The following is a 13,103-nucleotide window of genomic DNA, read 5'->3' on the forward strand; positions in this document are numbered from 1 at the left end:
TTTCGAAACAATGCCGGTAGATGCCGTGTTACGGCGCGAGATAGGGCCGGAACAGACCGGTTTCGGCCCTCATCCGAGCGCCGTCACGGGCGGAAGGCGGACGCTTATTCCGCCGCTTTGGCGGGATGCGTCCCGTGGTCGAGCTTGGCTTCCGCGTCTTCCTGGGTCTTCAGGACGTCGGGATGCGGCATCGAAATGATGTTGTAGCCGCTGTCGACGAAATGGATTTCGCCGGTCACCCCCAGGGAAAGGTCCGACAGGAGATAGAGCGCCGAGCCGCCCACCTCCTCGATGGTGACGGTGCGCCGCAGCGGCGCGTGGCGCTTCTGGTAATTGAACATGAGGCGCGCATCGGCGATGCCGGCCCCTGCCAATGTGCGGACCGGGCCGGCGGAAATGGCGTTCACCCGCACCCCGGCCGGCCCGTAATCCGCCGCCAGATAGCGCACGCTCGCCTCCAGCGCGGCCTTGGCGACGCCCATCACATTGTAATTGGGCATAACGCGGGTGGATCCGCCATAAGTGAGCGTGATCATGGCCCCGCCCGCATTCATCAGCGCCGCCGCACGCTTCGCCACTTCGGTGAAGGAGAAGCAGGAAATCACCATCGTGCGCGAGAAATTCTCGCGGGTGGTGTCGGCGTAGCGCCCCTTCAGCTCCGATTTGTCGGAGAAGGCGACGGCGTGGACGAGGAAGTCAATGCCGCCCCAGGCGTCCTTAAGCCGGCGAAACACCTCATCCACACTGGCGAGATCCTCGACGTCGCACGGCAAAACCAGCGACGCGCCGAGCCCGGCGGCCAAGGGGCGCACGCGCTTGGCCATGCCTTCGCCCTGATAGGTGAAGGCCAGCTCGGCCCCCTGGCCGGCGAGAACCTTGGCGATGCCCCAGGCGATCGAATGGTCGTTCGCCACGCCCATAACCAGGCCGCGCTTGCCCTTCATGACATCCCGCATGCCGACCATCCTTCATCACCAGCCGCATGCGGCGATAGCAGACCTTCCCGGACCGCGCCACCTCGGCGTCGTTACGATCCGCGACGGATCCCGAGCCGGCGGCCTGCGATCAGGCGTCCAGGTGCTTCAGCACCAGGCAAGCATTGGCGCCGCCGAAACCGAAGCCGTTTGAAAGCACATGGCCGAGCGCCACATTGTCGATGCGCTCGCGCACGATGGGCATGTCCGCGAACGCGGGATCGATCTCGTCGATATTGGCGCTCTGGGTGATGAAGCCGTTCTGCATCATCAGGATGGAATAGACGGCCTCGTGCACGCCGGTGGCCCCCTGGGAGTGACCGGTCAGCGACTTGGTGGCCGAGATCGGCGGACACTTCGCACCGAAGACGGCCCGGATCGCCTCGATTTCCTTCAGATCGCCGATCGGCGTCGATGTGGCGTGCGGATTGATATAGTCGATCGGCGCCTTGATGCCGGCTATGGCCAGCTTCATGGCGCGCTCGGCGCCCTCTCCCGACGGTGCGACCATGTCTGCGCCGTCGGAAGAGACACCGTAGCCGGCAATTTCGGCATAGATGCGCGCGCCGCGGGCCTTCGCCACCTCCAGATCCTCCAGCACCAGCACGCCGGCACCCCCGGAAATCACAAAGCCGTCGCGGTCCTTGTCATAGGCGCGCGAGGCCACTTCCGGCCGGTCGTTATAGCCGGAGGACATGGCACCCATGCCGTCGAACAGCACCGACAAAGTCCAGTCCAGATCCTCGCAGCCGCCGGCGAAAACGCGGTCCTGCTTGCCGTACAGGATCTGCTCATAGGCATTGCCGATGCAGATGTTCGTGGTCGCGCAGGCGGCCGAAATGGAATAGCTCAGCCCCTTGATCTTGAACCAGGTCGACAGCGTGGCCGACGCCGTCGAGGCCATCGCCTTCGGCACCGCGAACGGTCCGACGCGCTTGGGTCCCTTGGTGCGGGCGATGTCGGCCGCCTCGACGATGGTCCTGGTGGAGGATCCGCCGGAGCCCATCACCAACCCGGTGCGCTCGTTGGAAATCTCGTGAGGTTCGAGGCCGGCATCGCGGATGGCCTGGTCCATGGCGACGTGATTCCAGGCGGTTCCCCCGCCATGGAAGCGCATGGCTCGGCGATCGACGACCTCTTCCGCATGGAGGCTCGGCGCGCCATGCACCTGGGAGCGGAAGCCGAGATTGGCATAATCGGTGGCGAAGGAAATGCCGCTCTTAGCCTCGCGCAAGCTGGCGAGAACCTCCTGCGTGGAATTTCCGATGGACGAGACGATGCCCATCCCGGTGACGACGACACGCCGCATGTCACCTCCTCAAGGTGAAAAAACGCACCATGGCGCGCGATGATGGCGCCGCCTTGTCCGTCCCGCGGTCAGCCCCCCGCGGAGGGAGCCATGTCCGCCTGGAACAGCCCGACCTTCAGATCCTTGGCGCGATAGATAATCTCTCCATCGGCGGACAGCCAGCCATCGGCGATGCCGAGAACGAGTTTCGAGCGCATGACGCGCTTGAAATCGACCCCATAGACCACCTTCTGGACATTCGGCAGGACCTGGCCCGAAAATTTCAGCTCGCCGAGGCCGAGCGCGCGCCCGCGCCCCGGGGCACCCAGCCAACCCAGGAAAAAACCGACCATCTGCCACATGGCGTCGAGCCCCAGACAGCCGGGCATGACAGGATCGCCCTTGAAATGGCAGCCGAAGAACCAGAGATCCGGATTCACGTCGAGTTCGGCGCGGACCATCCCCTTGCCATAAGGGCCGCCGTCTTCGGAAATCTCGGAAATCCGGTCGAACATCAGCATGGGAGGCAGGGGCAATTGGGCATTGCCGGCGCCAAAAAGCTCTCCGCGCCCACAGGCGAGCAGGGCCTCATAGTCGTAGCTGGTCTGCCGTTCCGCCATTGTCGCTGGTACCACCATGCTGTCCATGGGCTCTATGTCATGTCCTGTTCGAGGATGAAGCGCAGCCGAACCGAGGTGCCGCCCGCTTCCGAACGCGGCACTCCCTAACATAGGCGGATGCGCGCTCAAAGTCATGAAAGCGTCACGGCTGACCGCCGGCCGTGAAAAATCCCACCCAATTCCCAAGCCGCCCGATGCGCGCCGCGCGGGGGTGAGGCAACCTTGAGCCATGCCGGCGCGTTGGGGGTGCGCCGGAAGGGTGCCGCGCGCCCGATCCTCCGGCCGCACGCGGGTCGGACCCGGCGTGCCGCGTAAAGAGGAGTGGACTCCATGTTCAAACAGTTCCGCGAATTTGCCGTGAGGGGCAACGTGGTCGACCTCGCAGTCGGTGTCATCATCGGCGCCGCGTTCGGCAATATCGTGTCCTCGCTCGTGGCGGACATTTTCATGCCGATCATCGGCGCGATCACCGGCGGGCTCGACTTTTCCAATCATTACATTCCGCTCTCATCGGCGGTGACGGCCGACAATCTGGCGGACGCGAAGAAGCAGGGCGCGGTCATCGCCTATGGCCACTTCATCACCCTCGCGATCAATTTCCTGATCGTCGCGTGGATCCTGTTCTTCCTGGTCCGGGGCATCCAGACCTTGAAGGCCCAGGAGGCGGCGAAGCCACCGGCGGCGCCGAGCCGCAGCGAGGTCTTGCTGGCGGAGATCCGGGATCTTCTGGCAAAGCGCGACGGCCAAGGCGCCTGAGCGGCGCCGGCCTCACCGGTGGTCGATGCCGACCGCGTCGTCCAGCGAGCGAAATCCGTCGGCGGCGAGACGGGCGGCGAGGTCGCGCTTGACGGTGGCGACGAGCCCCGGCCCGTGAAACACCAGCGCCGAGTAAAGCTGGACCAGGCTGGCCCCGGCGCGGATCTTGCCATAGGCGTCCGCGCCGGAGGAGACCCCGCCGCACCCGATCAGCGGAATCCGACGTCCCACCAGCCGGTACAGGGCGCCCAGGCGCTCGGTGGACAGGCCATAGAGCGGCTGGCCGGACAGCCCGCCCTCTTCCCCGCAGTGTCGGCTACGCAGGCTCGGGGGGCGCGAAAGCGTCGTGTTGCCGATGATGATCCCGTCGATCCCGCTCGCCAGTGCCACCGCCGCAACATCTTCGAGGCCGGCATCGTCGAGGTCGGGGGCGATTTTGACCAGCAACGGCGTCGGGCGCGCGCTGCCCGGCTGCGCCGCGTTCCGCACCGCGATCGCGTGCGCGACGAGGTCCTGCATGGCGGCCCGGGCCTGAAGCGCGCGAAGCCCCGGCGTGTTGGGAGAGGAGAGGTTGCAGACGAGATAATCGGCGAGCCGCGCCGTTGCGCGGATGCCGGTCGCGTAATCCGCCTGCGCGTCGGTGCTCTGCTTGTTCTTGCCGAGATTGACCCCGACGATCCCCCGCCCGCCGGACGCCCGCCACCGTTCCAGGCGCGCCACGAACGGCGCGAGACCTTCGGAATTGAACCCGAATCGGTTGATGACCGCCGCATCCTCGTCCAGGCGGAAGAGGCGCGGACGCGGATTTCCGGGCTGCGGCAGCGGCGTCACCGAACCCGCCTCGACAAAGCCAAAGCCGAGACCGAACAAGGCACCGACCACTTCCGCATGCTTGTCGAACCCCGCCGCGAGGCCGATCGGATTGGGAAAATCGCAGCCCCACAGGCGGGTGGCGAGAAGCGGGTCGTCCGGCTCGCGCGGCGGCGGGAGAAGGCCGAGCTTCAGGGCCCGCACGGCGAGCCCATGGGCCGTCTCCGGCGAGATGCGGCGGAGCGCCGGACGAGCGAGTGCGTACAGATCCATCGTCGCGCGCTACTCGGTCATGCTGGTGGCGCCGCCATGGGCCTTGGACCAGGAATGGGGATCGTGGAGGAAGGCTTCGATCTCGTCGATCTGCTTGGTCGAAAAGCGTTCCATGGTCTTGATGACCGCAAGGATGTCCCACCAGGTGCACAGCCGGTGCAATTGGAGCCCGGAGGAGGCGAGGATCTCCTTCGCTTCGGGGAAAATGTCATAATAGAAAAATACGAAACAATGGCCGCACTCGGCGCCGGCATTGCGCAGCGCCTGGACGAAATTGACCTTGCTGCGGCCATCCGTGGTGAGATCCTCGACCAGGAGAACCCGGGTTCCGGGTTCGAGATGCCCCTCGATCTGGGCGTTCCGCCCGAAGCCCTTCGGCTTTTTGCGCACATACTGCATCGGAATCATCATCCGATCGGCGATCCATGCGGCGAACGGAATGCCGGCGGTCTCGCCGCCGGCGACGGCGTCGCACTTCTCGAAGCCGATCTCGCGATAGATGGTCGAGAGGCCGAAATCCACCAGCGTCTGGCGCACGCGCGGGAAGGAAATCAGGCGCCGGCAGTCGATATAGACCGGGCTCGCCCATCCGGAGGTGAAGATGAACGGCGTGTCCTCCGAGAAGCGGACTGCCTCCACCTCCACGAACATGCGTGCACTCAGCTCGGCGATGGTCGCCTGATCCGGGAAGGACGTGACGTTGGACATATGCGGATCGACCCCTTTGGACTGCCGACAGGCGGATATAACAGAGCTGCGCCGAAGGCACAGGAGAATCGCGCGCGGCCGGCAGCATCCTCACCTTTCCTAAATCGGTCAGGGCGAAACTCACGGCGGCCGAACAGGCGGTCCGCTTCAGAGCGGGCGGCGGAGGACATGTGTCTGGAGAAATCTGGCAGCTCGTCGATTCCAGTGGAATCGGCGGCATCGAGACTCACGTTCGGGTGCTGGCGGGGGCACTCGATGCGGCGGGCTGGCCGTGCCGCGTCGTGCTTCTTGCGGACCATGGCGGCAATCCCTGGATGGCCCAGCTGCAGGCGGCAGGCGTCCCGGCCGAAAGTCTGGACGGCCGATTTTCGACGCTTTGCCATCGGCTGCGGACGGAACGTCCGGCGCTGCTGCACACCCACGGTTACAAAGCCGGTATAATGGGGCGGCTGGCCGCGCGGCTTTGCGGCATCCCCAGCGTCTCCACCTTTCATGCCGGCGAGCGCGGCCCGTTTCCGGTCTGGCTTTACCAGCGGCTCGACGAGGCCACCGCCCGGCTCGGTGCCCGGATCGCCGTCAGCGCGCCGATCGCGCGTCGCCTGCCGAAGCCGGTGGCGGTGATCGGCAATTTCGTCCCGGTGCCGGACACGCCGCCGCCGGTGCCGGCCGCGCGCACCGTGGCCTTCGTCGGCCGCTTCAGCCCGGAGAAGGGGCCGGATCTGTTCTGCGCGCTGGCGGAGCGCTTCGCCGGGCGGCTCGCCTTCGCAGCGTTCGGCGACGGTCCGCTGCGCCCCGATCTGGAGGCGCGCTACGGCGCCTGGGTCCGTTTCCACGGCCTGGTAACGGATCCAGGGCGGATTTTTCCGCAAGTCGGCCTGCTGCTGATGCCGTCACGGGCCGAAGGGCTGCCGCTCGCGGCCATCGAGGCGATGGCTCAAGGCGTGCCGGTTGCAGCCAGCGCTGTGGGCGCGCTGCCGGATCTGATCCGCGACGGAGAGGACGGCTGGCTGTTTCCGCCGGGTGATCTGCACGCGGCGGAGCGGGCGGTCTGCGCCTGGGCCGACGGGACTTCCAGCCAACGCGCCGCATGGTCGCACGCCGCCTGGAGCCGCGTCCAAGAGAGGTTCGCGGTCGCGACCCGGCTGCCGGACGTTCTCGCCGTTTATCGGCGGACGATCGCAATGCGTCGAGAGTCCGTCGAACTGCCGCGGGGAGGAAGCCCGGATGCGTGACATGGCGATGTTTCGGGCGCGGAGCGACTCCACTCCAGCTCCCCTTACGCGCGCGAATCCGCCGTCCATGATAGGCTGGGCGCGACCTCCGATGTGCGGGACAAGTCCGTGAACGAGTATTCCGGCATCTACAGGCCGCATGCCGAAGAGCCCGGCGAGCACCGGTGGCGCGATATCCTGATCGCGCTCGCGGCGACCGGTGGCCTGTTTTATGTGTGGCTTGGATATCCAGGCATCGACCTCCCGATGCTCATCGGCGCCGGCGCGATTCTGGTCGTCGCCGGGTTCAAGCGGCCCGCGATCCCTTGCCTGTTTTTCGTGATCTTCTCCTTCCTGCGGGTGCATGAAGCCTTCCCCTTCCTGATCCCCTGGCGGATCCCGCAGCTGCTGGCGCAGCTTTCCATCGTCGTGGTGTTTTGGCACCTTGTCCTGGCGCGGTCGATGAAGCCGTTCTGGAGCCGCGAACTGGCTCTGTTCGCGGCGTTTTTTCTGATCACGACGGCAACCATCGTCACCTCGACCAACCGTGAGCAGTCTTATGTGCAATGGGCGGACGTTTATCTGAAGATCGGCGTCATCGTCCTGGTCCTGACCTGGTCGACGCGTGCGGCGACCGACTTTCAGCTGATCGCGCGCATCCTCACGCTGTTCGGCGCGGCGGTCTCGCTGGTGGCGATCGACAATTGGTTCGATGGCGAGGGGCTGGTGGAAGGCACGCGCGTCACGATCGGGCGCGCGATGGGATCCGTCCTCGGCGATCCCAACGACCTCTCGCTCGCTTTGCTCTTCCCGCTCAGCTTCGCGGTGGCGCTGGCGGTCGGGCGGGTGAACGTGGTCGACCGGCTGATCGGGCTCGCCGGCACCTCGACCATCTTACTCGGCATCTTGTTCACCCAGAGCCGGGGTGGTTTGCTCGGTGTCGCAGCTTTGTTCGCGGTGTTCGCCAGCCGCATGATCAAGAGCAAGATCCTCCTGATCGGCATCGGCGCTGCCGCCGTGGTTTTTCTTTTCGTCGTCGCCGGCATTGGCGGGCGCTCGTCGGGCGGGGCTGGGCAGGGGATCGACGAATCCTCCGAGGGCCGTCTCAATGCGTGGCACACCGCCTGGAACATGGCGGTCGCCCGGCCGCTCACCGGTGTCGGGCTCGGAAACTTCGCCGACAATTATTGGGAATTCACGCCTTATTGGGACGGCAAGGCGCATGCGGTTCATTCCACCTGGTTCGGCGTCCTTGCGGAGACGGGATTTCCCGGGCTCCTGGTGTTCCTCGCAATGGTCGGGACGACCGGACTGGTCAGCTGGCGCTGCCTCAAAATGGTGAACAGGCCGGGAGCCGATCCGCGGCTGCACACGGCTGCTGCGGCGCTCTCCGCCGGCCTCGCGAGCTTCTGTGTGTCGGGCACCTTCCTGACACAGGGCTTCACCTGGCCGTTTTACATCATCTTCGCTCTGACGATCTCCCTGTTCCGGGTGCTGACGGACTATCAGGACCAGGAGGCGCAGGCGGCCCCCGGCCTGTCGCCGCCGCCGCGTCCGACACCCGTCCGGCGGATCTGACCGCAGCCATGGCACCCAGCGATCTTGTCGTCTTCGCCGAGGATTGGGGCGGACATCCATCGTCGACCCAGCACCTCGTGGGCCATCTCCTCGCCAGCCGAAGGGTGGTGTGGGTCAACTCGATCGGCCTGCGCCGGCCGCGCCTCACCCAGGCCGATGCCCTGCGGGCGGTGCGCAAGCTCAAGGCGGCTGTTCGCCCGGCAGTGGCAGGTCCGGGAGCGGCAGGCCCGGCGGCATCGGCCCGGCCGGACAATCTCACGGTGATTTCGCCCCTCGCTGTCCCCTGGCCGGGCAACCCGCTGGCGGAGCGCCTCAACGGACTTCTGCTCGGCGCAAGGCTGCGGCCGATTCTGGCAAAGGCGGGCATCGCCCGTCCAATCCTCTGGGCGTCCCTCCCGAGCGCAGTGGCCGCGGTCGGCAGAATCGGCGAGCGGGCGGTGGTCTATTATTGCGGCGACGATTTCGGTGCCCTGTCCGGCGTCGACCACGCGCCGGTCCTGGAGATGGAGCGGCGGCTTGTCGCACGGGCGGATCTGGTGATCGCCGCGAGCGCGGAACTGGCCTGTCGCTTTCCGGCAGCGAAGACCCATCTCGTTCCCCACGGGGTCGATGTCGATCTTTTCTCGCGCCCCGCGCCCCGCGCCGCGGATCTGCCGGAGGGCCGGGTCGCCGGCTTTTATGGCAGCATTTCGGATTGGCTCGATCTGCCGATGATCGCCGCCGCGGCCGCGGCGATGCCGGATTGGATCTTCGTGTTCGTCGGGCCGGTGCGCACCGATGTCAGCCGTCTCGCCGCACTTCCAAACGTCCGCCTGCTCGGCCCCCGGCCACACGCCGCGCTGCCGTCCTACGTCCAGCACTGGACCGTGTCGCTCATCCCATTCCGCGACACGCCCCAGATCCGTGCCTGCAACCCATTGAAATTGCGGGAATACCTCGCAAGCGGCACGCCCATCGCGGCGACCCGCTTTCCCGCGCTTGTCCCTTACGAGCCGCTGGTCTGCACCATCGACCCGGCGGCGCCCCTCGCTCCAGCCATCCACGCCGCCGCCGGGCAGGTGGACGGAGCCGCCCGCCGCGCCGCTGTCGCGGACGAAGGATGGGACCGGAGGGCGGCGGCGGTCGACGCGCTGCTGTCGAACCTTTGATGCGCGCCCGTTCCGATCAGCGCCGACGCTATTGGCCCCGCCCGTGCACCATGGTCGAGAAGGTGCGCAGGATGATCCACAGATCGGTCTTGATCCAGTCGAGGGGATACATCAGCCTTATGGCGTAGGCGTGGTCGTAGGAGACCTTGGAGCGCACGTCCTCGATCGAGGCGTCATAGCCCTGATTGACCTGGGCGAGCCCGGTAATCCCCGGCTTCAGGCCGAAGGTCCGCTCGACATAGAAGGGAATCTCGGTCTCCAGCTTCTGGAAGAAGACCGGCCGCTCCGGGCGCGGCCCGACCACCGACATCTCGCCTTTCAGCACGTTGACCGCCTGCGGCAGTTCGTCGATGCGGGTCTTGCGCAGGAACCGGCCGACCGGCGTGACGCGGGGATCGTTGGCGCTCGCCCAGACCGCGCCGCGCTTTTCGGCGTCGATATACATCGAGCGGAACTTGAAGAGATAGAACAGCCGCGTGCGGGTTTGATCCGCAAGCCCCACGCGCAATTGGCGATAGAAGATCGGGCCCGGCGAGGTCAGCTTGATGGCGAGGGCCACGGGAACGAAGATCAGGGCGAGAACGATCAGCGCCCCGCAGCCCAGGACGATATCGACCGCGCGCTTGCCGATCCGCACGCCGGGATGGATGAAATCCTCTTCCGCCAAGACGCTTACCCCGCTCTGCTCCAGCGTTCCCGGTCGCGTCCCGTCATCTGGCGCACGCCGCCGACCAGCCCCGCGGCGTGCCCTTCGACCAGATAGGCGGCGAAGCGGGCGACACGCGGCATTCCCTGGGGTTCCAGCATGGCGATGGCGGCGAGCGCATAAAAGCCGATCTGTCCCGCCAACAAGATCCGGTAGATCTCAGAACTGGATACGGCAAGGACCATATTGGAGACAAGGGCCAACACCATCAGAAACGGCACGAACGCGCGCAAAGCCTTGCCGGACACGAACACGAAGGCGAGGCCCGGCCGAGTCGGCGCGGCGAGCCGCCACAGCCGCACCACCTGCTGGAGATTTCCCGAACCGATCCGCACGCGGCGCCGGAATTCCTGGGCGCGGACAGTGCGCTCCTCTTCGGTCGCGATCATTCCCGGATCGTAGACGGCTCGCTTGCCGGCGGCGACGATGCGCGTCGGCAGGATCACGTCGTCATTGATGGTGTCCGCCTCCAGCGGCGTAAACAAGCCTCGGCGGAACAGATAGAAGGCGCCATGCACGCCGATCGGCCCTCCGAGCGCGGCCTCGTCGGCCTTGATTGCGGTCTGATACCGCCAATAGCGCGCCTCCCCGGCGCTGCCTGCGCTCCGGAGGACATAGGTGGCGGCAACGACGCCGACGCGGGCATCGGTGAAATGCGCGGCGGCGCGGGCCAGGCAATCCGGCGAAAGGCTGGCGGAGACGTCCGACAGGCCGACAATACCGTCGCAGAGCCCGCCGACGACCGCATTCAGAACGGCCACTTTGCCGCGGTTCTCGGGAAAAGCCCGGATTTCCGCGTCGAGCCCCGCACAGTCCGGCTCGCGGAGTGCCGCCCGGGCGGTCGCCTCGGTCCCGTCGGTGCAGCCGTCGCAGGCGACGATAATTTTCAGCTTGTCCCGCGGATAAGCGAGCCGGGCGCAGTCGGCGAGCTTGCGGGCGATGAAGCCGGCCTCCTGATAGGCGGGGATGACCAGGGTGATCGGCGGCAGTTCGTTCGGCGGCGCAGGCATCGGCGCCGGGGCCTTCGCGCGGGCCAGCAGCCGCAGCAATGGGGGATAGAGCACGTGATGATAGAGGATGGCCGCCACGCTGCCCCAGAAGAGGATGGCGAGCGCGGTCATGGGCGGTGCAGGCCCAGCAGGGTTTCGTAGGCGGCGATCATCCGCCTCCACGAAAAATGCTGCAGCACGAACGCGCGCGGGGAGCCTGTCGCTGGTGCCGCGAGCTTCGCCCTGAGCTCCGCCGCGAGGGTGTCCGGATCGTCCGGCGGGACCAGGGCTCCGGTTCCCGGGCAGATTCCTTCGCGCACCGAGCCGACATCGGTCGCGACGACCGGGATCCCACATGCCTGCGCCTCGAGGACCGAGAGCGGAAGCCCCTCGTTTCGCGACGGCAGACACACCAGATCGAAAGCCGGATAGATCTCCGGCAAGTCGTTGCGATGGCCCAAAAAATGGACCCGCTCCGAAAGGCCGAGCGCCGCGACCTGTGCTTTGAGTGCATCGGCAGCGCTGCCGTCGCCGACCAGAACGAGGGCGGTGTCGGGGATCTGCGCCATGGCGGCCACCAGCACGTCCTGGCCCTTTACGGGTTCGAGCCGCCCGGCCGCGCCGATGATGCGGGACGTGCGGGATAGGCCCAGCCTGTCCCGCGCCGCCTGCCGATCGGACGGGACGAATCGATCCGTGTCGACGGCGTTGGGAATGACCGTGATGGGGCAGCGGGGCATGAAGCGTTCGACCGTCCGCGCCACCGAGGCCGAGACCGCGACGATGCGGGGCCGGGCGATCAGGGATGCGATCCGCGCGAGCCGCCGGTCGACGGAATTCTCATAGTGCCAGACGTCGTGCTCGACATAGACGAAGCGGGAAATCCCGGCGAGGCGGGCGGCCAGCCCGCCATAGAAAAGCGGCCCGATATGGTGCGCCATCACGGCACGCGGCGCGAGCGCCTTCAGGCGGCGGGCAAGCGCGAGAATGAAATCCGGGCGCAAACCGGGGGGTTTTTCGAGGCCCGAAAACGTGTGCGACCGCGCTGCCATCGCCGGCCAGTTGTCGACAATCCGCGCATTGGACCATTCCAGGCTGAGCACCTGGTTCTCGCCCGGCAACCGTGCCGCAAGCTCAAGCGCAAGCGTCTCGATCCCTCCTGGGATGATCCGCTGAACGATCTGCACGACCCCGCCGGTTTCCTCCGTCACCCACGCATCCCCCAGCGTCGCCGGCCCACCGTATCCTCGCTCCCGATCCGAGCGAAGCCCCCCGATTTAACCGCCTATTAAGGTAAATCGTCTGTTGTTGCGAGGGGCGCAATTTGCAGGGATCGCGCTTCGGAGCCGCCGGCGGACGGCGGATTCGGGGCGGGCGTGAACTGCGGCGAGGGCATGATGCCGAGGCTTGTACAGATCTCAGGAGACATGGACGCCGCCGGGATGGCGCGGCTGAAGCCGGTTTTCGAGGAGCTCGCCGCCGGAACCGACGACGTGACCCTGGATCTGTCGGCGGTCGAATTCGTCGATTCGTCGGGGATCGGTGGATTGGTCTTTCTCTACAAGCGCCTGCACAAGTCCAATCGCAAGCTGCGCCTGCGCGGAGCTGCCGGCCAGCCTCTGCAACTGGTGATCCACCTCAGATTGTCCGATCTCATCGAGGAAGGGCGCCGCCCATGAGGCTCATGGCCTTGATCCGCGCCGCTCTGCCGCTCGTCGCCATGGTCTTGTCGGCGTGCGAAAGCTCGAATTTCGTGCCCTGGCCCCCCAACGGGACCGGCGGCCTCGCCGAGCGTCGGCCGTCCACCGACGCCCGAATCGACGCGCTTCAGAACCGTCTCTTCAGGCTCGCCGAGCGCAATGCCCGCTATTATGCAGCGGCCGATTTCCAGGATGCGGAATTCACGCTCGTCAAGATCCGCCGCCTCTCCGAAGGCGGATTTCCCGAAGATAGCGAGATCGAGATCGCGCGCCTCAAACTCCAGATGGACCACATCGATCGCGTGATCGCCATGAAAACCGGCACCCGGAAAGGAGCCTGAG

The 13,103-nt window shown here is 66.4% G+C and carries 14 protein-coding genes; 6 read left to right on the forward strand and 8 right to left on the reverse strand.

The features are described from left to right. Positions 1 to 104: 104 nt before the first annotated feature. The 3 genes from fabI to fabA form a co-directional block, all read right to left on the reverse strand. Positions 105 to 956, reverse strand: a complete 852-nt coding sequence (gene fabI / locus EDC64_RS04435) for an enoyl-ACP reductase FabI (RefSeq protein WP_132030059.1) — start codon at positions 954 to 956, stop codon at positions 105 to 107. Positions 957 to 1,065: 109 nt separating this feature from the next. Further along, positions 1,066 to 2,283, reverse strand: coding sequence for a beta-ketoacyl-ACP synthase I (gene fabB, locus EDC64_RS04440; protein ID WP_132030060.1), 1,218 nt, complete (start codon positions 2,281 to 2,283; stop codon positions 1,066 to 1,068). 68 nt (positions 2,284 to 2,351) lie between these two features. Continuing rightward, a complete protein-coding gene (gene fabA, locus EDC64_RS04445) occupies positions 2,352 to 2,882 on the reverse strand; it encodes a 3-hydroxyacyl-[acyl-carrier-protein] dehydratase FabA (protein ID WP_132030409.1) in 531 nt (176 codons plus the stop codon). 330 nt (positions 2,883 to 3,212) lie between these two features. Between fabA and mscL the strand changes: the two genes are divergently transcribed. Beyond that, positions 3,213 to 3,638 carry a large conductance mechanosensitive channel protein MscL gene (mscL, locus tag EDC64_RS04450; protein WP_132030061.1) on the forward strand — a complete coding sequence of 142 codons (426 nt, stop codon included), beginning with the start codon at positions 3,213 to 3,215 and terminating at the stop codon, positions 3,636 to 3,638. Between the two features lie 12 nt (positions 3,639 to 3,650). Here mscL and EDC64_RS04455 read toward each other — a convergent pair whose 3' ends face one another. Both EDC64_RS04455 and EDC64_RS04460 read right to left on the reverse strand, forming a co-directional pair. Further along, a complete protein-coding gene (locus tag EDC64_RS04455; RefSeq protein WP_132030062.1) occupies positions 3,651 to 4,721 on the reverse strand; it encodes a quinone-dependent dihydroorotate dehydrogenase in 1,071 nt (356 codons plus the stop codon). A gap of 9 nt (positions 4,722 to 4,730) precedes the next feature. Beyond that, on the reverse strand, positions 4,731 to 5,429 hold the full coding sequence (locus EDC64_RS04460) for an orotate phosphoribosyltransferase (RefSeq protein WP_132030063.1): 699 nt from the start codon (positions 5,427 to 5,429) through the stop codon (positions 4,731 to 4,733). Between the two features lie 170 nt (positions 5,430 to 5,599). On the opposite strand from EDC64_RS04460, the gene EDC64_RS04465 reads away from it, so the two are divergent. The 3 genes from EDC64_RS04465 to EDC64_RS04475 all read left to right on the forward strand — a co-directional run bounded on the left by EDC64_RS04465 (position 5,600) and on the right by EDC64_RS04475 (position 9,366). Then, positions 5,600 to 6,661 carry a glycosyltransferase family 4 protein gene (locus EDC64_RS04465; protein WP_132030064.1) on the forward strand — a complete coding sequence of 354 codons (1,062 nt, stop codon included), beginning with the start codon at positions 5,600 to 5,602 and terminating at the stop codon, positions 6,659 to 6,661. A gap of 108 nt (positions 6,662 to 6,769) precedes the next feature. Then, the gene (locus tag EDC64_RS23445) at positions 6,770 to 8,218 is read left to right on the forward strand and encodes an O-antigen ligase family protein (RefSeq protein ID WP_165933636.1); all 1,449 of its coding nucleotides are present in this window, start codon (positions 6,770 to 6,772) and stop codon (positions 8,216 to 8,218) included. 8 nt (positions 8,219 to 8,226) lie between these two features. Next, the gene (locus EDC64_RS04475) at positions 8,227 to 9,366 is read left to right on the forward strand and encodes a glycosyltransferase family protein (RefSeq protein WP_132030065.1); all 1,140 of its coding nucleotides are present in this window, start codon (positions 8,227 to 8,229) and stop codon (positions 9,364 to 9,366) included. Between the two features lie 28 nt (positions 9,367 to 9,394). Here the strand turns inward: EDC64_RS04475 and EDC64_RS04480 are convergent, their stop codons facing one another. Genes EDC64_RS04480 through EDC64_RS04490 form a run of 3 tightly spaced genes read right to left on the reverse strand, consistent with a single transcriptional unit; the run spans position 9,395 to position 12,272 of the window. Further along, a complete protein-coding gene (locus EDC64_RS04480) occupies positions 9,395 to 10,033 on the reverse strand; it encodes a sugar transferase (RefSeq protein ID WP_132030066.1) in 639 nt (212 codons plus the stop codon). Positions 10,034 to 10,038: 5 nt separating this feature from the next. Further along, positions 10,039 to 11,193 carry a glycosyltransferase family 2 protein gene (locus tag EDC64_RS04485; RefSeq protein ID WP_132030067.1) on the reverse strand — a complete coding sequence of 385 codons (1,155 nt, stop codon included), beginning with the start codon at positions 11,191 to 11,193 and terminating at the stop codon, positions 10,039 to 10,041. Beyond that, positions 11,190 to 12,272: a glycosyltransferase gene (locus EDC64_RS04490; protein WP_132030068.1), complete on the reverse strand. Its 1,083-nt coding sequence runs from the start codon at positions 12,270 to 12,272 to the stop codon at positions 11,190 to 11,192. The genes EDC64_RS04485 and EDC64_RS04490 overlap by 4 nt, the downstream gene beginning before the upstream one ends. Before the next feature lie 186 nt (positions 12,273 to 12,458). On the opposite strand from EDC64_RS04490, the gene EDC64_RS04495 reads away from it, so the two are divergent. Next, positions 12,459 to 12,740, forward strand: coding sequence for an STAS domain-containing protein (locus EDC64_RS04495; protein ID WP_274594936.1), 282 nt, complete (start codon positions 12,459 to 12,461; stop codon positions 12,738 to 12,740). Next, positions 12,737 to 13,102, forward strand: coding sequence for a hypothetical protein (locus tag EDC64_RS04500; protein WP_132030069.1), 366 nt, complete (start codon positions 12,737 to 12,739; stop codon positions 13,100 to 13,102). The genes EDC64_RS04495 and EDC64_RS04500 overlap by 4 nt, the downstream gene beginning before the upstream one ends. Position 13,103: the final 1 nt, after the last annotated feature.

This window comes from Aquabacter spiritensis (genome assembly GCF_004346185.1).
GTDB lineage: Bacteria > Pseudomonadota > Alphaproteobacteria > Rhizobiales > Xanthobacteraceae > Aquabacter > Aquabacter spiritensis.